This window comes from Enterobacter sp. PGRG2, assembly GCF_030291195.1.
GTDB lineage: Bacteria > Pseudomonadota > Gammaproteobacteria > Enterobacterales > Enterobacteriaceae > Enterobacter_D.
Genome location: NZ_CP127837.1, coordinates 1,752,947 through 1,778,623, shown reverse-complemented (window position 1 = coordinate 1,778,623; position 25,677 = coordinate 1,752,947). Strand labels below are relative to the sequence as shown.

The 25,677-nt window shown below is 56.0% G+C and carries 24 protein-coding genes; 13 read left to right on the top strand and 11 right to left on the bottom strand.

Annotated features, from left to right (window positions below; all coding sequences use genetic code 11):
* The first annotated feature begins 80 nt into the window (after window positions 1-80).
* Both QRD42_RS07655 and opgB read left to right on the top strand, forming a co-directional pair.
* Window positions 81-572: a DUF2501 domain-containing protein gene (locus tag QRD42_RS07655; RefSeq protein WP_072570417.1), complete on the top strand. Its 492-nt coding sequence runs from the start codon at window positions 81-83 to the stop codon at window positions 570-572.
* A 247-nt stretch (window positions 573-819) separates the two neighbouring features.
* Window positions 820-3,111, top strand: coding sequence for a phosphatidylglycerol--membrane-oligosaccharide glycerophosphotransferase (gene opgB, locus QRD42_RS07650; RefSeq protein ID WP_321988553.1), 2,292 nt, complete (start codon window positions 820-822; stop codon window positions 3,109-3,111).
* Between the two features lie 202 nt (window positions 3,112-3,313).
* Here opgB and tsr read toward each other — a convergent pair whose 3' ends face one another.
* Complete coding sequence (tsr, locus tag QRD42_RS07645) at window positions 3,314-4,975, bottom strand: methyl-accepting chemotaxis protein (RefSeq protein WP_072570415.1); 1,662 nt, start codon at window positions 4,973-4,975, stop codon at window positions 3,314-3,316.
* Window positions 4,976-5,205: 230 nt separating this feature from the next.
* Here tsr and QRD42_RS07640 point away from each other — a divergent pair, with 230 nt between their 5' ends.
* From QRD42_RS07640 to yjiA, 4 genes are all read left to right on the top strand, one after another.
* Window positions 5,206-5,748 (top strand): hypothetical protein, encoded by a 543-nt coding sequence (locus QRD42_RS07640; protein WP_072570414.1) that lies wholly within the window; start codon window positions 5,206-5,208, stop codon window positions 5,746-5,748.
* Between the two features lie 259 nt (window positions 5,749-6,007).
* Complete coding sequence (locus QRD42_RS07635) at window positions 6,008-8,158, top strand: carbon starvation CstA family protein (protein ID WP_321988552.1); 2,151 nt, start codon at window positions 6,008-6,010, stop codon at window positions 8,156-8,158.
* 96 nt (window positions 8,159-8,254) lie between these two features.
* The gene (locus QRD42_RS07630) at window positions 8,255-8,449 is read left to right on the top strand and encodes a YbdD/YjiX family protein (RefSeq protein ID WP_072570412.1); all 195 of its coding nucleotides are present in this window, start codon (window positions 8,255-8,257) and stop codon (window positions 8,447-8,449) included.
* Window positions 8,450-8,461: 12 nt separating this feature from the next.
* Window positions 8,462-9,418, top strand: a complete 957-nt coding sequence (yjiA, locus tag QRD42_RS07625; RefSeq protein ID WP_321988551.1) for a GTPase — start codon at window positions 8,462-8,464, stop codon at window positions 9,416-9,418.
* Window positions 9,419-9,457: 39 nt separating this feature from the next.
* On the opposite strand, the gene QRD42_RS07620 is transcribed toward yjiA, so the two are convergent.
* Window positions 9,458-10,192 carry a Fic family protein gene (locus tag QRD42_RS07620; protein WP_321988550.1) on the bottom strand — a complete coding sequence of 245 codons (735 nt, stop codon included), beginning with the start codon at window positions 10,190-10,192 and terminating at the stop codon, window positions 9,458-9,460.
* Window positions 10,193-10,340: 148 nt separating this feature from the next.
* Window positions 10,341-11,711, bottom strand: coding sequence for an NAD-dependent succinate-semialdehyde dehydrogenase (locus QRD42_RS07615; protein WP_321988549.1), 1,371 nt, complete (start codon window positions 11,709-11,711; stop codon window positions 10,341-10,343).
* 182 nt (window positions 11,712-11,893) lie between these two features.
* On the opposite strand from QRD42_RS07615, the gene QRD42_RS07610 reads away from it, so the two are divergent.
* Complete coding sequence (locus QRD42_RS07610; protein WP_321988548.1) at window positions 11,894-12,415, top strand: VOC family protein; 522 nt, start codon at window positions 11,894-11,896, stop codon at window positions 12,413-12,415.
* Window position 12,416: 1 nt separating this feature from the next.
* Here QRD42_RS07610 and QRD42_RS07605 read toward each other — a convergent pair whose 3' ends face one another.
* Window positions 12,417-13,199 (bottom strand): hypothetical protein, encoded by a 783-nt coding sequence (locus QRD42_RS07605; protein ID WP_318364069.1) that lies wholly within the window; start codon window positions 13,197-13,199, stop codon window positions 12,417-12,419.
* A gap of 129 nt (window positions 13,200-13,328) precedes the next feature.
* Between QRD42_RS07605 and QRD42_RS07600 the strand changes: the two genes are divergently transcribed.
* Complete coding sequence (locus QRD42_RS07600) at window positions 13,329-14,615, top strand: DUF445 domain-containing protein (protein ID WP_072570407.1); 1,287 nt, start codon at window positions 13,329-13,331, stop codon at window positions 14,613-14,615.
* 9 nt (window positions 14,616-14,624) lie between these two features.
* Here QRD42_RS07600 and QRD42_RS07595 read toward each other — a convergent pair whose 3' ends face one another.
* From QRD42_RS07595 to QRD42_RS07585, 3 genes are all read right to left on the bottom strand, one after another.
* On the bottom strand, window positions 14,625-15,707 hold the full coding sequence (locus QRD42_RS07595; protein ID WP_321988547.1) for a DUF2955 domain-containing protein: 1,083 nt from the start codon (window positions 15,705-15,707) through the stop codon (window positions 14,625-14,627).
* Window positions 15,697-16,764 (bottom strand): HlyD family secretion protein, encoded by a 1,068-nt coding sequence (locus tag QRD42_RS07590; protein ID WP_318364119.1) that lies wholly within the window; start codon window positions 16,762-16,764, stop codon window positions 15,697-15,699. The genes QRD42_RS07595 and QRD42_RS07590 overlap by 11 nt, the downstream gene beginning before the upstream one ends.
* A gap of 170 nt (window positions 16,765-16,934) precedes the next feature.
* Window positions 16,935-17,099: a DUF1127 domain-containing protein gene (locus QRD42_RS07585; protein WP_072570405.1), complete on the bottom strand. Its 165-nt coding sequence runs from the start codon at window positions 17,097-17,099 to the stop codon at window positions 16,935-16,937.
* 175 nt (window positions 17,100-17,274) lie between these two features.
* Here QRD42_RS07585 and QRD42_RS07580 point away from each other — a divergent pair, with 175 nt between their 5' ends.
* Window positions 17,275-18,690, top strand: coding sequence for a PLP-dependent aminotransferase family protein (locus tag QRD42_RS07580; protein WP_321988546.1), 1,416 nt, complete (start codon window positions 17,275-17,277; stop codon window positions 18,688-18,690).
* A 99-nt stretch (window positions 18,691-18,789) separates the two neighbouring features.
* On the opposite strand, the gene QRD42_RS07575 is transcribed toward QRD42_RS07580, so the two are convergent.
* Window positions 18,790-19,911 (bottom strand): cupin domain-containing protein, encoded by a 1,122-nt coding sequence (locus QRD42_RS07575; RefSeq protein ID WP_321988545.1) that lies wholly within the window; start codon window positions 19,909-19,911, stop codon window positions 18,790-18,792.
* A gap of 72 nt (window positions 19,912-19,983) precedes the next feature.
* Complete coding sequence (locus QRD42_RS07570) at window positions 19,984-20,541, bottom strand: helix-turn-helix transcriptional regulator (protein ID WP_321988544.1); 558 nt, start codon at window positions 20,539-20,541, stop codon at window positions 19,984-19,986.
* Window positions 20,542-21,036: 495 nt separating this feature from the next.
* Between QRD42_RS07570 and QRD42_RS07565 the strand changes: the two genes are divergently transcribed.
* Both QRD42_RS07565 and QRD42_RS07560 read left to right on the top strand, forming a co-directional pair.
* Window positions 21,037-21,738 (top strand): oligogalacturonate-specific porin KdgM family protein, encoded by a 702-nt coding sequence (locus tag QRD42_RS07565; RefSeq protein ID WP_321988543.1) that lies wholly within the window; start codon window positions 21,037-21,039, stop codon window positions 21,736-21,738.
* Window positions 21,739-21,793: 55 nt separating this feature from the next.
* Window positions 21,794-23,503: a pectate lyase gene (locus tag QRD42_RS07560; protein WP_321988542.1), complete on the top strand. Its 1,710-nt coding sequence runs from the start codon at window positions 21,794-21,796 to the stop codon at window positions 23,501-23,503.
* Between the two features lie 34 nt (window positions 23,504-23,537).
* Here the strand turns inward: QRD42_RS07560 and QRD42_RS07555 are convergent, their stop codons facing one another.
* On the bottom strand, window positions 23,538-24,134 hold the full coding sequence (locus tag QRD42_RS07555) for an NAD(P)H-dependent oxidoreductase (protein WP_321988541.1): 597 nt from the start codon (window positions 24,132-24,134) through the stop codon (window positions 23,538-23,540).
* A 120-nt stretch (window positions 24,135-24,254) separates the two neighbouring features.
* On the opposite strand from QRD42_RS07555, the gene QRD42_RS07550 reads away from it, so the two are divergent.
* Window positions 24,255-24,830 (top strand): TetR/AcrR family transcriptional regulator, encoded by a 576-nt coding sequence (locus tag QRD42_RS07550; RefSeq protein ID WP_321988540.1) that lies wholly within the window; start codon window positions 24,255-24,257, stop codon window positions 24,828-24,830.
* Between the two features lie 14 nt (window positions 24,831-24,844).
* Here the strand turns inward: QRD42_RS07550 and QRD42_RS07545 are convergent, their stop codons facing one another.
* Window positions 24,845-25,168, bottom strand: a complete 324-nt coding sequence (locus QRD42_RS07545; protein WP_321988539.1) for a helix-turn-helix domain-containing protein — start codon at window positions 25,166-25,168, stop codon at window positions 24,845-24,847.
* Window positions 25,169-25,450: 282 nt separating this feature from the next.
* Here QRD42_RS07545 and QRD42_RS07540 point away from each other — a divergent pair.
* On the top strand, window positions 25,451-25,677 hold a 227-nt coding region (locus QRD42_RS07540; protein WP_415877739.1), incomplete at its 3' end, for a helix-turn-helix domain-containing protein.

Here is a 25,677-nt window from a genome sequence, read left to right as displayed (position 1 = left end):
AATCTGAACCCGTAATGCGCGTCGGCCCTGTAATAATGGGCCGATCCTGCCCGTCAGGGCATTACCCAAGAGTACGCCAGATGAAATTAGCCCAACGTATGCTTTGCTGCGCCCTTGTCGGCAGCGCCCTTCTCTCCACCGCCGCCAACGCCGCCTCCTGGCAGGAATCCCTCTCCAGCGCTGCCACGCAGCTCAGCCAGAACAATGACTCACAGCAGGGCGGCCTGTCGCTCTCGTCACTGGGCGGCTTACTTAACGGCGGCAACCAGGCGTTAAGCGCCGACAACATGAACAATGCCGCAGGCATTTTGCAGTATTGCGCCAAAAACAAGCTGGCGTCAGTCACGAATGCGGAAAACGTGAAAAATCAGGTGATGGAAAAACTGGGCCTGAGTACGCCCGCCGCGCAGCAGCAGGATACCAACTATCTTGATGGCCTCCAGGGACTGCTTAACACCAAAGAGGGTGAACAACTCAGCCTGAGTAATATCGGCAACTCCCCGCTGGCGGAGAAAGTCAAAACCAAAGCCTGCGATATCGTACTGAAACAGGGGATAGGCTTCCTGTCCTGAGGGGCGTAAACGTCGCGTTCATGACAGACGCGACGTCGCCTGCCGCTTTCCATCTTTGCCCGCCATTATTCCCGCCTCATTTAAAGATGCGACGCTCTTCAAATAGTCACACATCTAAACCAAATCTGAATCACTGCACGATTTAATGACACTAGAATTGCAGCAGTATGACATCCCATTTACATTGTATCGCTCAAAAATAACAGCAATGGCCAGCCGCGCGACTGGCGACTGATGAGGACAGGCTGTGTCGGAATTGCTTTCCCTTGCCCTTTTTCTTGCTTCCGTGGTGATTTACGCCTGGAAAGCAGGCCGCAATACGTGGTGGTTTACCGCCACGCTGATTGTGCTCGGCCTTTTTGTGGTTCTTAATATCACCCTCTACGCCAGCGATTACTTTACCGGTGACGGTATCAACGATGCGGTGCTCTACACGCTGACCAACAGCCTGACCGGCGCGGGCGTCAGTAAGTACATACTGCCCGGCGCGGGCCTGATCCTCGCGCTGATTGCGGTGTTCAGCGCCCTCGGCTGGATTTTGCGCCGTCGCCGCCATATGCCCTTTCATTTCGGCTACAGCCTGCTGGCGCTGATGCTGGCGCTCGGCTCGGTGGATGCCAGCCCGGCGTTTCACCAGATCACCGAGCTGGTGAAATCCCAGTCGCGGGAAAGCTCGCCGGACTTCGACACCTGGTATAAAGTGCCCGCCAAAAGCATTCCGGATCCCAAACTCAACCTCGTCTATATCTACGGCGAGAGTCTTGAGCGCACTTATTTCGATAACGCCGCCTTCCCGGATCTGACGCCGGAGCTGGGGGCAATCAAAAATAACAGCATCGATTTTACCCATACCGCGCAGCTGCCCGGCACCGATTACACCATTGCCGGTATGGTGGCCTCCCAGTGCGGCATTCCGCTGTTCGCGCCTTTTGAAGGCAACGCCTCTGCGTCCATGTCGAGCTTCTTCCCGCAGAATCTGTGTCTGGGGGATATCCTGAAAAACTCCGGCTATGAAAACCATTTCGTGCAGGGTGCGAATCTGCGTTTCGCCGGTAAAGACGTGTTCCTGAAATCCCACGGTTTCGATCATCTGGTGGGTGCGGAAGAGCTGAAAAGCCAGGTTGCCGATCCTGCTTACCGTAATGACTGGGGTTTTTACGACGACACCGTGCTGGATGAGGTGTGGAAAAAGTACGAAGAACTGTCCAAAAGCGGCAAACGTTTTTCGCTGTTCACCCTGACGGTGGACACCCATCATCCTGACGGTTTTATCTCGCGGACCTGCGATCGTAAACGCTATGAGATGGACGGCAAACTTAACCAGTCGTTCAGCGCGGTCACCTGTAGCCAGCAGCATATTGCGGCGCTGATCCAGAAAATCCAGGCCTCGCCCTGGTACAAGGACACGGTGATTGTGGTCTCGTCCGATCATCTGGCGATGAATAACACCGCCTGGAAATACCTCAGCAAGCAGGATCGCAACAACCTGTTCTTTGTGCTGCGTGGCGATAAACCGCAGCAGGACGTGTCCGGCATCAAGCGCAACACCATGGATAACGGCGCGACTGTGCTGGATATTCTCGGCGGCGATAACTTTATCGGCCTCGGGCGCAGCAGCCTTTCCGGCCAGTCGCTGTCGGAATCCTTCCTGAATATGAAAGAGAAGGTGCTGTCCTGGAAGCCGGACATCATCCGGCTGTGGAACTTCCCGAAAGAGATGAAGGATTTCACCGTCGATACCGACAAAAAGATGATCGCCTTTTCCGGCAGCCATTTCCGTCTGCCGCTGCTGTTGCGTGTTTCCGATCAGCGCGTCGAGCCGCTGCCGGAGAGTGAATACTCCGCCCCGCTGCGCTTCCAGCTGGCGGATTTCGCGCCGCGTGATAATTTCGTGTGGGTCGATCAGTGCTACAAGATGGCGCAGCTGTGGGCGCCGCAGCTGGCGCTCTCCACCGACTGGTGCGTCTCCCAGGGACAACTGGGCGGCGAGCAGCGCGTACAGCGCGTTGACCGCGCACAGTGGCAAGGCAAAACGGCCTTCAAAGAGACCATGATCGACACCCTGCGCTATAAGGCGAACGTCGATAAATTAAAAGTGGTGGATAACGATATTCGCTACAAAGCCGACAGCTTTGTGTTTAACGTCGCCGGCGCGCCGGAGGAAGTGAAGCAGTTCAGCGGTATTTCGCGTCCGGAATCCTGGGGACGCTGGTCTAACGCTCAGCTTGGTAAGGCGGTAAAAATCGAATACAAAGCGCCGCTGCCCGCGGAGTTTGAACTGGTGATCACCGCCAAAGCCTTTGGCCCAAACGCCGATCGCCCTATCCCGGTGCGCGTCGGTAACAGCGAACAGACGCTGACGCTCGGTCACGATCTTTCCACCACCACGCTGCGCTTCAGTAATCCGGCGCAGAGTAATACGCTGGAGATTATCCCGCCTGATCCGCAGTCCACGAACGAGGGCAATATTCTCGGTCATTCACCGCGTCAGCTGGGTATCGGGATGGTGGAAATTAAAGTGGTGAAAGTCGGCGGGTAAATTTGGATGTGCCCGGCGGCGCGAAGCTTGCCAGGCCTACAATCAGCAAACCATTTGAACGTTAATGCCCGGCGGCGCGAAGCTTGCCGGGCCTACAATCAGCAAACCATTTGAACGTTAATGCCCGGCGGCGCAGGCTTGCCGGGCCTACAGAGGCGATCCTGTAGGCCCGGTAAGCGCAGCGCCACCGGGCATTTAAAGTTTAAAACGTTTCCCAGTTCTCATCTGTCGTCGCGACTTTACGCGTCAACACCGTCGGCGCCATGGTCTGCACCGGGGTGATGCCTGCTGAAGCCGGGCGTGCGACGCGACGGGTGCGGAACACGGCAACCGCCTGCGTCAGACGGCTCGCCTGCTCTTCCAGGGCAGCAGCSGCWGCGGCGGATTCTTCCACCAGCGAGGCGTTCTGCTGCGTCACCCGATCCATTTCCGCGACCGCCAGACCTACCTGGTCGATACCGCGGCTCTGCTCATCAGAGGCAGAGGCGATTTCGCCCATGATGTCGGTCACACGGGTTACCGCGCTGACGATCTCATCCATGGTTTCACCGGCGCTTTCCACCAGCGTGGAGCCGATTTCAACGCGACCCACAGAGTCTTCGATCAGGCTCTTAATTTCACGCGCCGCCTGGGCACTACGCTGGGCGAGGTTACGCACTTCACCGGCCACCACCGCAAAACCACGGCCCTGTTCACCGGCACGTGCCGCTTCCACCGCGGCGTTCAGCGCCAGGATGTTGGTCTGGAAGGCAATGCCGTCGATCACGCTGATAATGTCAGCAATTTTCTGCGAACTGCCGGCGATGTCGCGCATGGTCTGCACCACGTTATCCACCACCTTGCCGCCCTTCTGCGCGGTTTCTGACGCGCTGAGCGCCAGATGGCTCGCCTGACGGGCGTTTTCGGCGTTCTGCTTCACGGTAGCGGTCAGCTCTTCCATGCTGGCGGCAGTCTCTTCCAGGGAAGCGGCCTGCTGTTCAGTACGGGAGGAGAGATCGTTATTACCGGCGGAGATTTCGCTGGCGCCGCTGTAAATCGCGTCCGCGCCGCTGCGCACGTCGCCCACGGTACGTACCAGCTCGCTCTGCATGTGGCGCAGGCTGTCTGCCAGCTGCCCCATCTCGTTAGTGCCGTGTACGTTGATATCCTGTTCCAGATCGCCGCCCGCAATGTGACGGATGCTTTCCACCAGACGTTGCAGCGGAGCAATCAGCACGTTTTTAATGCCGAACCACACGGCAATAATCACCGCCAGCACCACGGTCAGCACGCTGATAATGATCCACACCGCCATGCTGTAGGAGCTGTCGTTATCGGCGACCGCCACGTCATACAGATGGTCGTTCTGCTCCAGATACTGCACATACTGCTTCTCAAAGCCATCCTGATAACCCTGGGTTGGCTGATCGAAGAACTCGGTGATTTTGCCTGCGCCCAGTAACTGGATCAGCTCGGCCAGCGCACCGTGATAGATGTCGTAGTTACGCTTCACTTCGGCGGCTGCGGCTTCGCTCTGGCGAGGATCGCGCGGCAGCGCCTGATACTCGTTCCAGCGCACTTCCGCCTGTTTCAGGGACGCGGTCGCAATCTGCATCAGTTCCGCCACGGTCGCGCCGCTGCCGATGTTATTCTGATCCATCATGTAGCGGATCCCGGCACGGTTGAGCGTGTTACGGGTCTGCAACAGCGCCACCCAGCTGCCGTTCAGCGTGGATTGCTGAGCGCGAATGGTTTGCAGAACGGTGAAGTTTTCTTTGTCATGCTTGAGGGCGTTAAAGAAGAGACCACCGGAGGTTAATTGTAAAAGGCCAAATAAACACAGTACCAGCAGTAAACTGGTCACAATTTTGATACGGTTTAACATGTTTTTCATTCCTTTGGACGAATAACACTTTGTCGGCCTGGATAAGAAAAACTTTACGGTAAATCGCATAAGCGGTAGTCGATGAGTGTGTAGCCCCCTTCCATGCAGTCGTCTAATTCAGCACGATATCCCGATAATTTTCATTAAGTTACGATGTAACAACAATTATCACACTATGGTTTTTCATCCTAAAAACCATGCATATAATGTGATTTTTTCGGGAGAACCCCATGATTGATCGCGATTACGACCATTTGACGACCTTGCTACATCTTTTTTTTGAACGGGAAGATATTCGCCAGAAGCTCAACATTATCGACCAGTACGATATCTCTGGCTGGGAAATCTGGATGCAGATTGAATTTGCTAACCTGCTGGTTTCTACCGGGCATGAGTGGTGGCGTGAACAGACGTTGGGGTGTGATTTACGTAAAAATCCGGTACGCAATAGTCTGCGCACCGATTTTCTGCTGAGAAAAAAAGGCTGGGCACTGGATACTTATATCGCGCTGGAAGTAAAACAGAACCGTGATCCCACAAGTTGTGTGAAAAATATGATTCGGGATCTGGAAAAGAGCGCGCGTATTAAACGTTCTGAAATCGATCTGCGCAGCTTCTGGACATTGGGCATTACTACGTTGATTGATCGCGAACGGCTCGACCAACTCATTGATCGTTACCTTAACGATAAGTATTACCAGACAAAATCACGTGACAGACACGTACTGCTGCAACCTATCGATAACACGCCATACTGCTTTATCGTTATTTAAAGTGCTTCCGTAGAAGCGTCTGCTGCCATACGCTTCTACGAAACGTAAATTTTCACGTGATCGCAATCACACATTTTCTGCCGCTCACAGCGACTATTAACCGCTTACTCCTCACGCCGACCGCTCACCCCCGATTAACTACCGCTTAGCCAGATTACGCCCGTTTTTTGCGCACTCTTTGTCATGATCTGCCCGGCAAGCTGTCTCTTCAACTCACTACTTACACATTGACCTTTTCGGTCTTAAAGCCAGGTCTGATATGGATAATAAAAAGCTACTTAAGCACTTACCCTGGGCGATACTGGGGATCCTCGGTGCATTCTGTCTGGCGGTCGTCGCCTTACGACGGGGTGAAAGCGTAAGCGCCCTGTGGATCGTCGTCGCTTCTGTTTCGGTTTACCTTGTGGCCTACCGCTACTACAGCCTCTACATCGCCCAGAAGGTGATGAAACTCGACCCGACGCGCGCCACGCCCGCGGTCATTAACAACGACGGCCTGAACTATGTGCCGACCAACCGTAACGTGCTGTTCGGGCACCATTTTGCCGCTATCGCCGGGGCAGGCCCGCTGGTCGGCCCGGTGCTCGCCGCGCAAATGGGCTACCTGCCGGGCACCCTGTGGCTGCTGGCGGGCGTGGTGCTGGCCGGTGCGGTACAGGACTTTATGGTGCTGTTCATCTCCTCCCGCCGTAACGGCGCGTCTCTGGGCGAGATGATCAAAGAAGAAATGGGCCCGGTACCCGGCACCATTGCGCTGTTCGGCTGCTTCCTGATCATGATCATCATCCTCGCCGTGCTGGCGCTGATCGTGGTGAAAGCGCTGGCGGAATCGCCGTGGGGCGTCTTTACCGTCTGCTCAACGGTGCCTATCGCGCTCTTTATGGGCATTTACATGCGCTTCCTGCGTCCGGGTCGCGTGGGTGAAGTGTCGGTGATCGGTATCCTGCTGCTGGTGGCGTCGATTTATTTCGGCGGTGTGATTGCGCACGATCCGTACTGGGGCCCGGCGCTGACCTTTAAAGACACCACCATCACCTTTACGCTGATTGGCTACGCCTTTATCTCGGCGCTGCTGCCGGTATGGCTGATCCTCGCGCCGCGTGACTATCTGGCGACCTTCCTGAAAATCGGCGTCATCGTCGGTCTGGCTATCGGCATTGTGATCCTTAATCCGGAACTGAAAATGCCTGCCATGACCCAGTACATCGACGGTACCGGTCCGCTGTGGAAAGGCGCGCTCTTCCCGTTCCTGTTTATCACCATCGCCTGTGGCGCGGTATCCGGCTTCCATGCACTGATCGCCTCCGGCACCACGCCGAAGCTGCTGGCCTGTGAAACCGACGCGCGCTTTATCGGTTATGGCGCAATGCTGATGGAATCCTTCGTCGCCATCATGGCGCTGGTGGCGGCGTCCATTATCGAGCCGGGCCTGTACTTTGCCATGAACACCCCGCCTGCCGGTCTGGGCATCGTGATGCCAAACCTGCATGAGCTGGGCGGCGAAAACGGGCCGATGATCATGGCGCAGCTGAAAGACGTCACCGCGCACGCGGCGGCCACCGTCAGTTCCTGGGGCTTTGTGATTTCCCCTGAGCAGATCCTGCAAACCGCGAAAGACATCGGCGAGCCATCCGTGCTCAACCGTGCCGGTGGCGCGCCGACGCTGGCGGTGGGGATCGCGCATGTGTTCCACAAGATCCTGCCGTGGGCTGACATGGGCTTCTGGTACCACTTCGGCATTCTGTTTGAGGCGCTGTTCATTCTGACCGCGCTGGATGCGGGTACCCGTTCCGGCCGCTTTATGTTGCAGGATCTGCTGGGTAACTTCGTGCCTTTCCTGAAGAAAACCGATTCGCTGGTGGCCGGTATTATCGGTACGGCGGGCTGCGTGGGACTGTGGGGCTACCTGCTGTATCAGGGCGTGGTCGATCCGCTGGGCGGCGTGAAGAGCCTGTGGCCGCTGTTCGGCATCTCCAACCAGATGCTGGCTGCCGTGGCGCTGGTGCTGGGTACGGTGGTGCTGGTGAAAATGCAGCGCACTAAATACATCTGGGTGACGGTGGTTCCGGCGGTGTGGCTGCTGATCTGCACCACCTGGGCGCTCGGCCTGAAGCTGTTCAGCGACAATCCGCAGATGGAAGGCTTCTTCTACATGGCCAGCCAGTACAAAGCGCGAATTGCCGCTGGCGGCGAGCTGACCGCGCAGGAAGTGGCGAACATGAACCACATCGTGGTGAACAACTACACCAACGCAGGCCTGAGCATTCTGTTCCTGGTGGTGGTGTACAGCATCATTTTCTACGGTTTCAAAACCTGGATGAAAGCCCGCAACAGCACGGTACGCACGGATAAAGAAACGCCGTACGTGCCGGTGCCGGAAGGCGGCGTGAAAACCTCCTCGCATCACTAAGTAGCCTGGCGGGTGGCGCTGCGCTGACCCGCCCTACAAAATACTTCAGGTCCGGCACGCGTAGCGCCGCCGGGCTTTTTCTTATCGGGATGGAAAATGTTTGGTAACTTAGGCGAAGCAAAAAAGTATCTCGGCCAGGCCGCGCGTATGCTGATTGGTATTCCTGATTACGACAACTACGTCGAGCATATGAAAACCAATCACCCGGACAAGCCCTGTATGACCTATAACGAGTTCTTCCGTGAACGTCAGGAAGCACGCTATGGCAGCGGCGGAAGCAGCTGCTGTTAAGAAGGAAACCTCATGACCCCGATTGCCGTCACCCTCCTCACCGGTTTTCTTGGCGCAGGAAAAACCACCCTGCTGCGCCACATCCTCAATGAACAGCACGGTTATAAAATTGCCGTCATCGAAAATGAGTTCGGGGAAGTCTCCGTCGATACTCAGCTGATCGGCGATCGCGCCACGCAGATCAAAACCCTGACCAACGGCTGTATCTGCTGTAGCCGTTCTAATGAATTACAGGACGCGCTGCTGGATCTGCTCGACAGCCTCGACAAAGGCGATATCGAATTTGACCGGCTGGTGATCGAATGCACCGGCATGGCCGATCCCGGCCCGATTATTCAGACCTTCTTTAATCATGAAATTATCTGCCAGCGTTACCTGCTGGACGGCGTGATCGCGCTGGTGGACGCGGTACATGCCGATGAGCAGATGAATCAGTTCACCCTGGCCCAGTCGCAGGTGGGCTATGCCGACCGCATTCTGCTCACCAAAACCGATATTGCTGGCGAGGCCGAACCGCTGCGCGAACGGCTGGCGCGCATCAACGCCCGCGCGCCCATCTACACCGTGATCCACGGCGAAACCGATCTGGCGCTGCTGTTTAACACTCATGGCTTTATGCTGGAAGAAACCATCGTCCCGGCGAAGCCGCGCTTCCACTTTATGGGCGATAAACAGAATGATATTGCGTCTATTGTGGTGGAGATGGATTACCCGGTGGACATCAGCGAAGTGTCGCGGGTAATGGAAAACCTGCTGCTGAGCTTCGCGGAAAAGCTGCTGCGCTACAAAGGGATGCTGTGGATCGACGGCGAACCAAACCGCCTGCTGTTCCAGGGCGTGCAGCGCCTGTACAGCGCCGACTGGGACCGTCCGTGGGGCGACGAACCACCGCACAGCCAGCTGGTGTTTATCGGGGTACAGTTGCCGGAAGACGAGATCAGAGCGGCCTTTGCGGGGCTGAAGAAATAATCCAGGCCGGATAAGGCGCAGCCGCCATCCGGCATAACGTTAATCCTGATAACACTCCACCAGAAACTCCATCATTTCGGTGGCATCTTTACTGTGATAAAAACGCACCATTCGGGCGTTAAATTCCAGCGCACGGGCAGCGGGGATGCTGATAGGGTTGAAGCCGTGCAGCATCAACCAGCCATTCATCATATGACGACTGGTGCGTTTATTACCGTCAAAGAAAAACTGGAAATAAGCGCCAAAAAGGAACATGGCCAGCGCGCCTTCAAAAGGCGGCAGGGTTTTGATCTGGCGGGCACCTTCTGAAAATATCCGGTTAAGTTCCGGAGCGCCGGCTGCCGTTGCGGGCGGAAAATGCGTACCCAGTTCCCCCAGGTGAACGCGGGCCTGATAATGCACCTCATCCCCTTCGCCCCGGAAAACGCCCCATTCCAGCGCTTCGTTACGGGCAATAATACTGTGTAGCAGCGTGAAGGTTTTTTTATCGAGATCAAACCGCCCGGTCTGCACCAGCTCAATCAGCTTTTTGCTGCTGTCAGCAAGGTTTAACACCTGCTCGGTATCACTAACTTTATGGCCGCCGACGGTAACGCCATCCAGCAGGGTTTTAACTTCAACATAGGTATAGGGGTTATTTTCCAGCTGTGCCGCGTCCCACACAAAACCTGCCATATGGGTTTTAAAGGTAAATAACGCCACGCGGTTACCCACGTTTTTAACCTCCGGGATCACGCTTGCGTCCCAGGTCAGCCCCAGCAGTTCAGTCGACATCGCTCTTTCCCGTATCATTCTTGATGCTGGTTATTATTTCACAGTTTTAGCACATCGCTAATATGGCGTTTGAATCAGGGGGATAAGAGGCTTAAAACGGAAGGAGGCTGGCCCTTCCCTGCGGGAGGGCCATGATGCTAATCAGTAATTACTTACTCACCACCACCAGCTTCTGGTTCACAAACTCCTTGATCCCCAGATCCGACAGCTCGCGGCCAAAGCCGGAGCGCTTGACGCCGCCGAACGGCAGTTCCGGCGCGGTGTCGGTCAGCGAGTTGATGTAAACCATCCCGGTTTCGATACGCGAGGCGAGACCTTTGGCCCGCTCGATGTTCTGGCTGAAGATCGCGCCGCCCAGACCGTAGTGGGAGTCGTTCGCCAGCTTCACCACTTCATCATCATTTTTCACCACATAGATCTGCGCCACCGGGCCGAAGAACTCTTCAAAGTACGCCGGGTTATCGCGGGTGATGTTGGTGAGAATGGTCGGTTCAAAGAAGTTACCTTTGTGGTCGACTGGCTTACCGCCATAGTGCAGCGTCGCGCCATTTTTCACCGCCTCGTCCACCTGTTTGGTCAGGGTTTCGACGGCATCTTTCGAGGATAGCGGGCCGAGAGTAGTGCTTTCATCCAGCGGATCGCCCATCTTCACCTGACAGAACGCCTCGGTGTATTTTTCAAGGAACTTATCCGCCACCGCCTCATGGATGATAAAGCGTTTCGCCGCGGTACATACCTGCCCGGCGTTCTGCAACCGCGCCATGACACCCACTTTCACCGCTTTTTCCATATCGGCGTCGTCGAGCACCACGAACACGTCGTTACCGCCCAGCTCCAGCGTCGATTTTTTCAGTTTCTTCGCCGCCTGCGCAGCGACGATACCACCTGCTTTTTCTGAACCGGTCAGCGCCACGCCCTGCACGCGGTCATCGGCGATAATGTTTGATACCTGATCGGATGAAATAAACAGGTTTGTGTACGCCCCTTCGGGCGCGCCCGCTTCACGCACCAGATGCGCAAAGGCTTCAGCACAGTGCGGCACAATACTCGCATGTTTTACCAGCACCGGGTTACCGGCGGCGAGGTTTGGTGCCAGCACACGCATCAGCTGATAATAAGGGAAGTTCCACGGCTCCACCGCCAGCAGTACGCCAATCGGGTGATGCTCAACCCAGGCGTCGCCCAGATCGGAGTCATATTTCACCGGCGCAAGGAAGGTTTTGGCGTTATCCGCGTAATAGCGGGCAATTTTCGCGCACAGCGCCACTTCGCCACGGCTCTGTTCAATCAGCTTGCCCATGTCCTGGGTGGCAATTTTTGCCAGTTCTTCCTGCTGCTCTTCCATCAGATCGGCCAGGCGGTGCAGGATCGGCAGCCGCTGATCAATATTCCCTTTCGCCCAGTCGGAGTGATATAGCGCATCGGCTTTTTGCAGCGCGCTTTCAACCTCGGCATCGCTGTGGGGCGGATACTCTTTTACAAGCTCGTTGGTAAAAGGATTCATTGTCTGGTACGCCATATCAAATACCTCCTGATGGGCAGTAAAAAATGCTATCTGGGTTATTAATGGTAGACGCAACGACTGCGATTAAGCGTAAAGTTTCGTATAAACCTATGATTTTTCATTTCTGTATGGCGTTTTACGTGGCTTACCTTCTACCTTTACTACTTTGAAAAAAGGCAGAAAACAGAGGAGGCATCATGTCGCAATCAGCGGTTCGGGGAATGGATCACATCGGGATCACCGTCCCGGATATAGAACAGGCGACAGCCTTTTTCTGCGCCGCGCTGGGGGCAGAAGTGATATACACCTCCGTCGCGCCAGGGGATGAGATCGATCAGCAGGCGCAGCAGAAAACGCTGCGTTTAACGCCCGGTACGCAGGTGAAAGCGGTGCGTATGCTGAAACTGCATCATGGTCCCGGCATTGAACTGTTTGAAATGCACGGCGACGATCAACGGGAGCCACCCCGGGCGAATGACTATGGTCTGCAACATTTTGCCGTGTATGTGGATGACATCGAGGCGGCCATTAAAAGCTTTGAACAGGCGGGCGGCACTATGTTCACCGGGCCGAAAGCGCTGAGCTTTCCCCCCGAGCGCGGCGACGGCAACGCCTTTTGCTATGGCCGTACGCCCTGGGGCGGCATTATCGAAATGATCACCCGCCCCTCGCCGATGCCCTATGAACAGCACACTGCGCTTCGCCGCTGGCAGCCCTGAGTCAGTAGGCGCTATCGAGCTTCTCTTCACGCAGCCACGGATGGCTTCGCAAATAAGCATAAACTGCTGGTCCCGGCTCCAGCGGCTCATATCCGTAAATATCATCAAGTGTTTTCAGGGTTTCCCGGAGTAACGGCGTCCGGCAGGACTGACGCACGGTTTCGGATCCCGTCCAGATTTCATACTGTAACTGGGCAATGATCCATAACGTAGGCCGCCACCAGTCATAGGCGAAGTTAACCTGTTTGATCACCGAGTGCGCGGCCTGACGCTGCGCCAGCATTGAAAAAAAGTTCAGTATGTTATCGAGGTGAAGGCGGGCAGCACGATCCACATCCGCCAGTTCTTTATCAGACGCCGTTGCCAGCTCTGGCCGGAATTGCGTGTAAATCTGCCGTGCCTTTTCTGGAAAAGGCAAACGCCCGACCGGGAATAGTCGGCTCGTTAAAAACATGCCGTAAGGCTTATGTCTTACGGCAATTAACAGGCATAAAAACGCGTCGTTTTTGACGGCCTGAAAACTGTCCGAGGTAAAGGTATTGAACAGTTCAAATACGCTTCGTTCGATGCTATCGATATTGCTGCGGCGTGTTTGTTCAATCTGCAATACCAGTGTGGTGACCAGCCCGGCAAAAGCCAGCGCACTGACCAGCACATTAAAAATATTATAAAAACTGATGGTCGGCTCGCCGATGCTGTAGCGTGAAAACAGTAGCGACATCGGAAAAATCATCACCCAGCACAACAGGATGACGCTGGCGATTAGCAGGACTCTTTTTTTCATCTTTTAAACTCTCCGTTTCATAAAAAGACGATACCTGTAATGCCGCGTTTTTTCAGCACGATTTTATTTCGACAGAAATGTGAGAGAATTTAATCTGTTGGATACGGTCAGGAGATCTATTCTTAAACCATGGATAAACTCGCTGAACTTAAACGCGCCAAGCGTCTGGCGCTGTCGCTACTGCTGATTGCAGCGGCGACTTTTGTGACGACTCTGTTTCTGCCGCCCTCGATCTGGGTCAGCGGCGTAAAGGCGGTGGCCGAAGCGGCGATGGTCGGCGCGCTGGCGGACTGGTTCGCGGTGGTGGCGCTGTTTCGCCGCGTCCCGCTGCCGTTCATTTCCCGCCATACGGCGATCATCCCGCGCAATAAAGATCGCATCGGCGAAAATCTCGGGGTTTTCGTGCAGGAAAAATTTCTCGATACCCAGTCGCTTATTGATCTGATCCGGCGTCACGAACCGGCTTTGATCATCGGTAACTGGTTCAGTAAACCGGAAAATGCCGCGCGCATTGGGCAGAACCTTTTGCAGGTGATGAGCGGCTTTCTCGATTTGACTGATGACTCGCGCATTCAGCAGTTGCTCAAACGCGCAGTACATAAGGCCATCGACAAGGTGGATCTCAGCGGCACCTCCGCGCTGGTGCTGGAAAGCCTGACCAAAAACAATCGTCATCAGGCGCTGCTGGACGCGCTTATTGCGCAACTGGTCACGCTGTTAGGCCGCGAGAGCACCCGCACCTTTATCGCCGCGCAGATTGTGCGCTGGCTCAAAACCGAACATCCGAACAAAGCGCGGCTGCTGCCGACGGAATGGCTCGGCGAGCACAGCGCCGAACTGGTCACCAGCGCGGTAAATTCCCTGCTGGCAGACATCAGCGCCGATCAGGCGCACCAGATCCGCCTTGCCTTTGATCGCGCCACGGTACGGCTGATCGAGCGGCTGAAAACGGATCCGGAAATGGCGGCAAAAGCCGAAAGCACCAAAACCTATCTGAAAGAGGATGAGGCCTTTAACCGCTATCTGGGGGAACTGTGGGGCGATCTGCGCGGCTGGCTGAAAGCGGATATGCAAAGTGACGACTCCCGCGTTAAACAGCGCATCACCGAAGCCGGGCTGTGGTTTGGCGAAACCCTTGTCGCCGACAGCGCCCTGCGCGCGTCGCTCAATCAGCATCTGGAGCAGGCCGCGCGCAGCGTTGCGCCGGAGTTCGCCCGCTTCCTCACCGGCCATATCAGCGACACGGTAAAAAGCTGGGACGCGAAAGATATGTCGCAGCAGATCGAGCTGAACATCGGCAAGGATTTGCAGTTTATCCGCGTCAACGGCACGCTGGTCGGCGGCACTATCGGGCTGATATTATTCCTGCTTTCACAGCTTCCGGCGCTGTTTTCACGCTTCTCTTTCAGCCTGTAACGCGCCTTGTCACACTCCGGCCTGCGGCGGATCGATCACGTAACGGGTCGCCTCAAAGCGATTGAGGATCAGGTGCACCAGAAAAACCATGGTCAGGGTGACCAGCAGTGAGACGGTTACCGAGGCAATGCGGTAAACGTCGCTGAACACCAGATCCTGATCCGGGTGCATATTCTGCCCGAACATAATGCCGAGGGTGGTGACGCTGGCAAAGCCCACGCCCGCTCCGACTTTTTCCATGGTGTGCAGGCGCGCGCCGAAGGCCATGCCGAGGCCAATCAGCGGCATCATCAATAACATATGGCTGCTGTGATCGTAGAGCACCAGCTGCACCACCATCACATACATACAGCCCAGCACCACGCCGACGATGCGCCACAGCGAACTTAACACCGCGCCGCGATAATGCATCGGGAACAGCGACAAAATCCCCGCCATCAGCGCCGACAGCGAATCGCTCAGATTACAGACCTGGAAGACGATAAAAATCATCGTCGCCACCGTGCCGGACAACAGCGATTCGTGCCGCACGCGGGCGGCGTTTTTCTCGATCAGCGGCGGGCGCGTGCGCGGTTCGACATCCGGGATCAGGTAGTGCAGCACCGCGCTCAGGCACACCGCCATTACGCTGGCCTCCATATTGGAGAACAGCAGCACATGCCAGTCGTTGGTGGGGTAGCTCATAAAATTGAGCATCACGCTCTGGCACACCACGCCCATGGAGCCGAACAGGAACAGCGGCCCCTGGCTCATAAAGCGAAAACGGATCACGTACAGGCCAAACACCACCAGCGTCATGATCACCGGCCACTGTGACAGATAGCCGATGATCAGCACCATTTCGATGCAGTTGATCGCGGAACTCAAAATAAACTGTTTGGCCACGTGCCGGTTAAACATCGGCACCAGCGCCATCAGCATCAGCGGATAGACCACGAAAAAGACGCCGTACTGGGTGTTGTAAAAGCTTGAGATGCTGAGCGCGATCACCCCCGCCACCGCGATACGCATCGTCTGACGCAGATCGTTGGCGGTAAAGACGATCTTATCGTGCGGCGTGAAAACGCGGGTCAGCGTGTTGTTAATAGACATAATGCAACAGGCTGACTAAATGGATTTGCAGCCCGGAGAAGAAGCGGGCGAACGGACCTTCGCTGTTATACAGCTGCACGGTGGCGCGCGCGCCGGTCGGCAGCCGCTGATCCAGCGGTTCATCCAGCGCGACGTGAATGCGCATACGCTGGGCATCGCGCACCCAGCGGTTAGAGGACTCCGGCGCAGACAGCTCGCCATTCACCGCTTCCTGCCCCGCCAGTACCCCCGCGTCGCGGCTGGTAACGTGCGCATGAAACACCTGGCCCGGCAGCGCGTCAAACACCACCGCCGCGTCAGATCCGGGATGCGTATGGCGCAGGCTCTTTTCCCGGAAATCGGCGATGATATCCGTCTGCTCGCTGACCAGCGCCAGCGCTGCGGATCCGGCAGCGGCGTTCCAGCCGGGGCTTAATTGCAGGTTACTCACCATGCCGTCCGCTTCGGCGCGCACTTTGGTCCACGCCAGATCCAGCTCTGCCTGGGTCAGCGCGTTGCGGTATTTTTGCAGCGTCACGTTGCGGCTGTCGTCCTTTTCGCCGCGCTCAATCATCAGCTCGCTGATGTTCGCCCGCAGCGCATTCACTGACTGTTCGCTGCTCTGCCAGGCGGTACGCACTTTATCCAGATCCTGTTGCGACACATTCTGCATGGCGCTTAAACGCTGATAACGGTCATAAGTGACCTTATCGTTTTGCGCGGTCAGCGTGGCGGTTTTCAGGCTCGCCTGGGCGGCGGCGATTTTCGCGTCCAGCTGTTGATTGGTGAGACGCGCCTGTTGCAGCGCAATTTGCGCGGCTTCCACTTTGTTGATGAACGGCGTGGGATCCAGCTCAAACAGCAGATCGCCCTTCTTTACCGGGCTGTTATTATGCACGTGCACCTGCGCGACATAACCCGCCACGCGCGACGAGACCGGCGTCACCACCCGCATCACGGTGGCATCCGGCGTCAGCGGGATCCAGATGTCCGCGACAATAAAATAGACAAACATCAGCAGGAAAGAGGCAATACTCACCCTTACCCAGCGGGCAAATTTTTGTTCAGGCGTCATCATCATTATATCTTCGTGGTTACTGTGCAGACGGGCAGCCGGCTAAGCTAATGGTTATCAGGGGAAGGATCAAGAAAGCGGCAACAAGAGAGCATGGAATGCGAAAAAGTGATCGTGATCACATAAAGACGTTAAAAAAAGGCCCGGTCAGCGCTCGCCGCCGGGCTATGTCATCAGCATACATCGTCGCGTTTAAGTCCCACATCACGCAGCTGGGCTTCGCTCATCTGGCTGAGTATGCGCTGCGTCCTTGCCCGAAGACGCCACTGCTTAAACGCCCGCCAGATCAGAACAAAGCCGATAAAAGGCCGTTTGGGTCGGTTTTCAAAGAATTCCATGATTGCTCTCCACGCCGGAACAGAGCCTTATCATGGGGAAACACCGGCCAGCAATACAGATGCACAAAACGCTTTTCTTAACCATACAGATCCGCTAAAACAGCAGTTGAATGGCATTTTTGCCGCTGCTCTGTACTGGTCTTGCGATCTGTACGGGTCTGATAAAGGATACAGCATGACGCGTTACCAACATCTGGCCAATCTGCTGGCCGAACGCATTGAGCAGGGGTTATACCGCAGCGGCGAAAAACTGCCTTCCGTGCGCGCCCTGAGCCAGGAGCACGGCGTCAGCATCAGCACCGTACAGGAAGCCTACCGGGTGCTGGAAAATCTCCAGTTGATCCTGCCGCAGCCGCGCTCGGGCTATTTTGTGGCTCCCCGCAAAGTACAGCCGCCGGTACCGGCGATGTCGCGCCCGGTACAGCGTCCGGTCGAGATCACCCAGTGGGACGAAGTACTGACGCTGCTGGACGCGCGAAGCGATCCCGCCATCACCTCTTTTGGCGGCGGCGCGCCGGACATTGCCCAGGCCACCCTGAAACCGCTGTGGCGTGAGATGAGCCGCGTGGTGCAGCACCATATGCACGATGCGTTCAGCTACGATGACCTGGCGGGGCGGCGTGAACTGCGCGAACAGATCGCCCGGCTGATGCTCGACAACGGCGCGGTGCTGAGCGCCGACGAAATCATCATCACCAGCGGCTGTCACAGCGCCATGGCCATTGCGCTGCTGGCGGTGTGTAAACCGGGAGACATTGTGGCGGTGGAGTCGCCGTCATTTCACGGCACCATGCAGATGCTGCGCGGGCTGGGTATCAAAGCCATTGAAATCCCGACCGACCCTGATACCGGCATCAGCGTGGAAGCGCTGGAGCTGGCGTTTGAACAGTGGCCGATCAAAGGCGTCATTCTGGTGCCCAACTGCAATAATCCGCTGGGCTTTGTCATGCCCGACGCGCGCAAACGGGCGATGCTCACCCTGGCGCAGCGGCACGATATTGTGATTTTTGAAGATGATGTCTACGGCGAACTGGCTTTTGATTACCCGCGTCCGCGCACGCTGAAGTCTTTTGATATTGATGGCCGCGTACTGCTGTGCAGTTCCTTTACCAAAACTATCGCCCCCGGCCTGCGCATCGGCTGGATCGCGCCGGGCCGCTATCACGATCGCGTATTGCATATGAAATACGCCGCCAGCGGCACCAATGTGCCCACCACGCAGATGGCGATGACGGCTTTTATCCGCGACGGGCATTATCATCGTCACCTGCGCCGTATGCGGCAGTTCTATCAGCATAATATGGACACCTTTACCTGCTGGGTGCGCCAGTATTTTCCCTGTGAAATTTGCGTCACACGCCCGAAAGGCGGCTTTATGCTGTGGATCGAACTCCCCGAGACGGTCGACATGGTATGCGTGGCAAAACAGCTGAGCCGCCTGAAGATCCAGATCGCCCCCGGCTCGCTGTTTTCCGCCTCCGGCAAATACCGCAACTGCCTGCGCATCAACTGCGCCCTGCCCACCGACGAGCGTCACCGCCAGGCGCTTAAACAGCTCGGCGAAGCGGTGCAGATTGCGCTGGAGGCGTGAGTCGTGAAATCTTTTGCCGGGTGGCGCTGCGCTTACCCGACCTACAGGGGAAAGCATTTCTGTAGGCCCGGCAAGGCTGCGCCGCCGGGCATGGCGGGATTATTCGTCGAAGTACCAGTAGCCCTGATTAACCAGCGCGGTCAGTTCGGCGACGAACGCCGGATTGTTCAGCGCATCGCCCAGCTCGTTTTGCCCCACCAGCGTGAAGCGGCAGAGCGCATCGGCGGCAACGGGATCCACGGTGACCAGCGGCTCGCTGTTGACGAAGAACCGCCCGCCGATATTCAGCACCCGCAGCCCGCTCAGGCGGGAGAGCACTTCGCCGCCCTGTAAGGCATCAAGAACCTCATCTTCCGCATAGGGCGGCTCAGCAGGCGCGATGTCCAGCTCGTGGCGCGGTGTGGTGGCAAAGCGGCCAAACCAGTTCCGGAAATCTTCTGGCTGGTTGATCATGTCGATCATCATCCCGCGCAGACGCGCCAGCTCGTACTCTTCCACCCGCCCCGGATGCTCGCGGCAGGTCAGATCCGGATCGCTGTAATGCTCGCCGCCCAGATCGTTTTCCAGCGCATAATCGGCAAAGCTGCTGATCAGATCGCGGCCGTTCGGCCCGCGGAAGCCCACGGAATAGTTGAGCGCCGTTTCATGGGTGAAGCCATCGTGCGGGAAGCCCGGCGGAATGTAGAGGATGTCCCCCGGCGCCAGATCTTCATCAATGATCGGTTCAAAGGGATCGACATGCAGCAGCGCCGGATGCGGGCAGAACTGACGCATCGGCAGCTTGTCGCCCACGCGCCAGCGGCGGCTGCCCATCCCCTGAATGATAAACACGTCGTACTGATCGATATGCGGCCCCACGCCGCCGCCCGGCACGGAGAAGGAGATCATCAGATCGTCCAGCCGCCAGTCCGGCAGCACGCGGAACGGACGAACCAGTTCAGCAGAGGGCGCATGCCAGTGGTTCACCGCCTGCGCCAGCAGCGACCAGCCGGTTTCGCCCAGCCCGTCGAAATCCTCAAACGGCCCGTTGCTGGCCTGCCACTGACCATTCTTGTGGCTGACGAGGCGGCTGTCCACCTCCGGCTCCATCGCCAGGCCCGCCAGTTCGTCCGGGGTGATGGGATCGACAAAATTCGGCAACGCGTTTTTCAGTACAACGGGTTGTTTCTGCCAGTATTTTTCAAGAAATTCCGGCCAGTTAAGATTCAGTTGGTACGCCATACGATCCTGCCTGCGAGAAGATAAACGGCCCTGATTATAAAGAGGGCGCAGGCCTGGCCGCCTTGTCATGGGTCAAGGGTTAGCGTGGCGCTGCCCGATGCGCATGGCGCTGTACAGCGAACACAGCTCAAGCAGGCTTTTGGTGCCGGTGCGTTTCATCAGGCCATTGCGCTGCACGCTGACGGTGGTCGGGCTGACGCCGCGGATTTGGGCGATCTCCTCCAGCGAATGCCCGCGCAGTAACAAGCGCATGATCTGCTGCTCGGCGGCAGTAAATTTAAAGGGCGCGGCACGGTAGCCCGCGCGCTGATTTTGCTCCGCCAGCAGGAGCATGATGGTCAATGCCTGGCGTAGCGCCTCCACGCCGAGGTTTTCCGCCAGACTCAGTTTTATCAGTCCGGGAAACAGACGGTTTATCGCGTCGAAATGGCGCTCATCAGTAATGAAAATAGCGTGGTGAACGGGCGGGTGAGAAAAATACAGGGCGTAGATCTCCACAATATCCATGCCGGAGGTGACATAGATGCAGGACGGACTGGCGCGGCTCCCCCCGCCCCGCTCCTGGTACAGTTGATTGAGGATTTTCTCTATTCCGTAAATGTAGAAACGATCTTTTCCGTAGACGGTCATATTCGGGCTCCAGAGGTAATATTGTTATTGGCCTTCTGCATGGAAGACTTTTTTTGAATTTTGTGCAGGCCATCGGCGTGATGTTCCTGCTTGTTTAAGCTTTGTTTAAGTTAGCGCGGGATGACATTTTGCTGTCTCTATACCAGTAATATTATGCCTCCAGCCATGACACGCTATTTTCAAATGCGAAATAACTTATTATCCAGGAATAAATTTATTGTCAAACATGACCTCTACTGTAAACCACGTTAATTCGGCTCGTAAAAATAGACGATCAGCAACTTATCACATTGATATTATTGAATATAAATCACCAGGAATATCTTTATAAATGCCATATTAATTAATTTAGGCGCATTTTTAATACTCTGATCGCAGTCTCAAAACGCCATTTCATTTTGTGCAAAAGTCTATTCCACAAAATAAAAATAACCTCAAACTGCTGACTGGCAGAGAACATCTTATACCTGTGGACTACTAAAAATAGGGGATCCTATGTTGCGCTCATTGTTATTATTAACTGTACCTTTCGTGAGTATTGCGGCTCAGGCAGTGACCTTTGATTATCGTCACGAAATGAACGACAGCGGTGGAAATAATCATAAAGATCGTCTGGCGGTATCACACCGTTTTGCCAATGGTTTTGGCTTATCGCTGGAAGGGAAATGGAAAGGTTCCCAGGATAAAGACAAAGCCTTTGACGAAACCGTCAGTAATGGCACCGAAGTGGTGGCAAGCTACGTTCATAAAATTAATAAAACCTTTCAGATTGAGCCGGGCTTCTCGCTGGATACCAGCTCGTCATCAAATAACTACCGCCCGTATCTGCGCGGTAAAGCCAACCTCACCGATGACGTCAGCGCGTCATTGCGCTACCGGCCTTACTTCAAGCGTAACTCCGGCAATATCGGCTCGCAGAAAGACACCTCAGAGAACGGCTACAACCTGACCAGCGTACTGTCATGGAAATTCCTGAAAGACTATCAGCTGGATTATGAGCTGGATTATAAAAAAGCGAATTCCGCAGGCGTGGTGCTGGCAGATAACGATAGCCACGACTGGACGCACGATTTTAAGCTGACCTACAAATGGGATAAGAACTGGTCCCCTTATATGGCGATTGGTAATGTTTCCGGCAGCAAATTTACCGATGAAAGACAAACCCGTTACCGCGTCGGCGTGAAATATTCCTTCTGATGACATCCGGGCAGCAGCATAAAAATAAAACCCTTATTTGACTGAGAGGCAAATAATGAAAATTTCAGGATTAGCACTGGCGATAAGTTGTCTGAGTCTGTTCTCTGCTCACGCCATGGCGCAGGAGAGCGAACGCCTGAACAGCGTTAAAACGTTCGCGGACACCGTCTTTGATAAGGCGGGGGATAAATACGGGCACCATGTGCCGCTGCTGGCAAACGGCGTCGATCCGCGCACCGGCAAACAGATGGAGTGGATCTTCCCGGACGGCAAAAAAGCCGTGCTGTCGAACTTCTCTGCCCAGCAGAACCTGATGCGCGTGCTGGTCGGCCTGAGCAATCTCACCGGCGACGCAAAATATAAACAGCGCGCCGAAGACAATGTGCGCTACTACTTCGACCATTATCAGGATGCCAGTGGCCTGCTGTTATGGGGCGGCCACCGTTTTGTGGATCTGAAAACGCTCCAGCCTGAAGGCCCGAGCGAAAAAGAGATGGTTCATGAGCTGAAAAACGCTTACCCCTATTACGATCTGATGTTTGCCGTGGATAAACCCGCCACCACGCGCTTTATCAAAGCGTTCTGGAATGCGCACGTTAACGACTGGAAAACGCTGGAAACCAGCCGCCACGGTGCTTACGGCAAAGCGATGGGCAAGCTCTGGGAGAACGATTTTGAGCAACAGCCGCCGTTTTTCGCCACTAAAGGGCTGAGCTTCCTGAATGCCGGAAACGATCTGATCTACTCCGCCTCGCTGCTCTATCAGTACGATCATGATGAAGGGGCGCTGCGCTGGGCGAAGCGTCTGGCGGAACAGTATGTGTTACCGCGCGATAAAAAGACCGGCCTGGGCGTTTATCAGTTCACGCAGCCGCTCAAACGCGCGGAAACCACCGACGACACGGACACCAACTCGAAATACGGTGACCGCGCCCAGCGCCAGTTCGGGCCTGAGCTGGGCGCCGACGCGCTGGAAGGCAATATGATGCTGAAAGGCCGCACCAGCACGCTTTACTCCGAGAACGCGCTGATGCAGCTGGCGCTGGCAAAATCTCTCGGTAAGGATGGCGACGACATCAAAAAATGGACGCTCGACGGCCTGAAAGCCTTCGCCACTCATGCCTATGACGCGCAGACCAACACCTTCCGCCCGATGCTGGCGAACGGCACCGATCTGTCAGGCTACGAGCTAAAACGTGACGGCTACTACGGTAAAAAAGGCAGCATCCTGAAGCCATATCCGGCGGGCAATGAGTTCCTGCTCTCTTATGCCAGAGCCTGGACGCTGGAGCCGGATCCGGCGATGTGGATAGTGGCGCGCGGCATTGCGCAGGGTCAGGGCCTGGGGGACATCGGCGCGCCCGGCGGCACGGACACTAAGCTGAACCTGAACACCGATAACAACGAGCCATACGCCATTTTCGCGCTTATCGATCTGTGGCAGTCCACCGGCAATAAAGACTATCTGACGCTGGCGGACCGCGTGGCGACCAACATCCTGAATACCCGTCGTCTGAACGGCTTCTTCGTCGACGACCCGCAGGCGGAGTTCGCCAGCATCGACAATATCGCGCCTTACGCGCTACTGGCGCTGGAAGCCGCCTTCCGTAATCAACCCGACGCGGTGGCCCCTTTCCTTAACGGTGCTGGTTTCACCGAGGGCGCGTATCTGCTGGCGGACGGCACGGTGCGTTACTCCACCCGCGACGATGAGCTGTTTAAACTCAAACCGGGCGAGCAGTTAAAACCGAACGGCAAAAAATAACCCGACGCCCCCGTCCCGCGACGGGGGCTGCCGTTTAGCGCGCGCCACTGCCGATACGCTGCCCCAGTTCGCGGGCGGCGGTCAGATAATCCTCCGGGCGCGGCAAGTGCGAGGGCAACATCCACTCCGCCGCCCGGAACTGTGCGCCGCAGTAGCCAAAAATGCCGTGCTCCAGCTGCGTTTTCATCGCCTCAAAATAGTTGTGCCGCTGGTAGACGTCCTCCGTCGCCGCCCCCAGCCCCACCAGCCAGACGTTCAGCCGACCGAGTTTTTTCAGCAGCTTACCGTCGGGCGACTCTTCATAGGCCCAGCCATTCGTAAACACGCGATCGATCCAGCCCTTCATCATGCCGGGCATCGACCACCAGTAAATCGGGAACACCAGCACCAGATTGTCGGCGGCGTCGATGCGCTGCTGCTCCCGGCGCACGTCGTCAGGCACCGTACGCTGGCCGCTGAACGCCTGATAATCCATCTCCTGATACGCTGGCGTGAAGTTCTCCTGATGTAAGTCGGCAATCTCCACGCGATGCGCACTGTCGGCGCTGGTGATGCCGTCGGCAATATGGTTCGCCACGCTGCGGGTGAGCGAGGTAAGAGACGGGTGAGAGGTGACGATCAGAGTTTGCATAGGTTTTCCTCATTGCTTCTGCCGGGGAACTCTTTTACTCTTAAAGCTGAAGTTACCTTTAGTAACTTACCAATAGTAACTTATCGATGGACGATGCTGTTGTCAACAGGAGGCCCGACGATGACGCAAAAGCGCATGAGCAAAGAAGACCGTTTTCAGCAATTACTGGAGGCGGCCTGGAAACTTATTGGCCAGGAGGGCACCGAGTCCCTGACGCCCGGCAGACTGGCGGAGTTTGCCGGCGTGACCAAGCCGCTGGTGTATAACCATTTCGGCTCCCGTACCGGGCTGTTTATTGCGCTGTACCGGGACTTTGAAGCGCGTCAGGCGCAGATCTTTACCCAATCGATTTCCCGCAGCGGCCCGACGTTGCACGACAAAGCCAGCGCCATCGCCCGGGCGTACATCAACTGCGTGCTGACCCAGGGCATTGAGATCCCCGAAGTGCTGGCCGCACTGAGCGCATCGCCCGAGATGGAAGTGTTTAAGCTCGAATACGCGCGGGATTTCGTAAACCTGTGCCGCGACCTTCTGCTGCCCTTCTCTCCTGACAAGGCGCTGCCCGATGCCGGTTTATGGGCGATTTTCGGCGCTGCCGAGGGACTGAGCTATGCGGCGAAGACCGGGGAACTGGATGCGGACGCGGCGGTTGAGGAACTGACGGTGATGATTATGGGGGTGGTGAAACGGGGGTAAAGTCGTACGGAGGTTTAACCGGACTTACTCTTTACCAAAGCAAGGATCTGCGCTTTGTCGGCACCAGAGAGCGTAGCCCAATGAAGTGTGAGCTCTGCTAACTCATCATCAGCCATGTAGAAATAAGCGAGGGGTACCTCAAGCGCGGCGGCAAGCTGCTGCGCCGTTTCAATGCTGGCCTGATGCACGCCCTTCTCATAACGATTGATGCGCGTACTCGCCACAAACTCATCTATCCCGGCACGTATGCCAAGACTTTTTTGTGATAGCCCTTTCGCAAGACGCGCCGCTTTGAGCCGCTGGCAAAAGATGTCGGAGTAATTGCTGGTAATTTTCATGGCTACGATAGTCGTAGTTTTACCAGTCGGCAGATACTACGATAATCGTAGTATTGATTTCAGTTCAGGCAGTTAGCAGGTCTGGCGCAAAGGCTGTGATTTGCAGAAATTCAATATTGCGTAGTGCCTCCCATACACCTCATAGCCTTTGCACTCCATTTCATAAAAACCTCGGTCGATCCGCATAACTACGAAATTCGTAGTTTTAGATTTAGACTCCATACTACGAATAACGTAGCATTTATGCGGTAACGGTTTTACTTACATGACACGTCAGGAGGGATTATGACAACAGGTTGGCATTCGGCGGACATCATCGCGGGCTTACGTAAAAAAGGGACGTCTCTGGCAGCGCTGTCGCGCGCGTCGGGATTGAGTTCCTCCACGCTGGCAAATGCGCTTACGCGTCCGTGGCCTAAGGGGGAGCATTTGATTGCGGAGGCGTTGGGAGTGGAGCCGAGCGTGATATGGCCGGAAAGATATGTGGGGCAGGATGGGAAGAAAGTGGA

Coding starts and splice junctions, on each gene's coding strand:
- QRD42_RS07655 (WP_072570417.1), top strand. CDS start 81: ATGAAATTAGCCCAACGTATGCTTTGCTGCGCCCTTGTCGGCAGCGCC.
- QRD42_RS07640 (WP_072570414.1), top strand. CDS start 5,206: ATGATTGATCGCGATTACGACCATTTGACGACCTTGCTACATCTTTTT.
- QRD42_RS07635 (WP_321988552.1), top strand. CDS start 6,008: ATGGATAATAAAAAGCTACTTAAGCACTTACCCTGGGCGATACTGGGG.
- QRD42_RS07630 (WP_072570412.1), top strand. CDS start 8,255: ATGTTTGGTAACTTAGGCGAAGCAAAAAAGTATCTCGGCCAGGCCGCG.
- yjiA (WP_321988551.1), top strand. CDS start 8,462: ATGACCCCGATTGCCGTCACCCTCCTCACCGGTTTTCTTGGCGCAGGA.
- QRD42_RS07620 (WP_321988550.1), bottom strand. CDS start 10,192: ATGTCGACTGAACTGCTGGGGCTGACCTGGGACGCAAGCGTGATCCCG.
- QRD42_RS07615 (WP_321988549.1), bottom strand. CDS start 11,711: ATGGCGTACCAGACAATGAATCCTTTTACCAACGAGCTTGTAAAAGAG.
- QRD42_RS07610 (WP_321988548.1), top strand. CDS start 11,894: ATGTCGCAATCAGCGGTTCGGGGAATGGATCACATCGGGATCACCGTC.
- QRD42_RS07605 (WP_318364069.1), bottom strand. CDS start 13,199: ATGAAAAAAAGAGTCCTGCTAATCGCCAGCGTCATCCTGTTGTGCTGG.
- QRD42_RS07600 (WP_072570407.1), top strand. CDS start 13,329: ATGGATAAACTCGCTGAACTTAAACGCGCCAAGCGTCTGGCGCTGTCG.
- QRD42_RS07595 (WP_321988547.1), bottom strand. CDS start 15,707: ATGTCTATTAACAACACGCTGACCCGCGTTTTCACGCCGCACGATAAG.
- QRD42_RS07590 (WP_318364119.1), bottom strand. CDS start 16,764: ATGATGACGCCTGAACAAAAATTTGCCCGCTGGGTAAGGGTGAGTATT.
- QRD42_RS07585 (WP_072570405.1), bottom strand. CDS start 17,099: ATGGAATTCTTTGAAAACCGACCCAAACGGCCTTTTATCGGCTTTGTT.
- QRD42_RS07580 (WP_321988546.1), top strand. CDS start 17,275: ATGACGCGTTACCAACATCTGGCCAATCTGCTGGCCGAACGCATTGAG.
- QRD42_RS07575 (WP_321988545.1), bottom strand. CDS start 19,911: ATGGCGTACCAACTGAATCTTAACTGGCCGGAATTTCTTGAAAAATAC.
- QRD42_RS07570 (WP_321988544.1), bottom strand. CDS start 20,541: ATGACCGTCTACGGAAAAGATCGTTTCTACATTTACGGAATAGAGAAA.
- QRD42_RS07565 (WP_321988543.1), top strand. CDS start 21,037: ATGTTGCGCTCATTGTTATTATTAACTGTACCTTTCGTGAGTATTGCG.
- QRD42_RS07560 (WP_321988542.1), top strand. CDS start 21,794: ATGAAAATTTCAGGATTAGCACTGGCGATAAGTTGTCTGAGTCTGTTC.
- QRD42_RS07555 (WP_321988541.1), bottom strand. CDS start 24,134: ATGCAAACTCTGATCGTCACCTCTCACCCGTCTCTTACCTCGCTCACC.
- QRD42_RS07550 (WP_321988540.1), top strand. CDS start 24,255: ATGACGCAAAAGCGCATGAGCAAAGAAGACCGTTTTCAGCAATTACTG.
- QRD42_RS07545 (WP_321988539.1), bottom strand. CDS start 25,168: ATGAAAATTACCAGCAATTACTCCGACATCTTTTGCCAGCGGCTCAAA.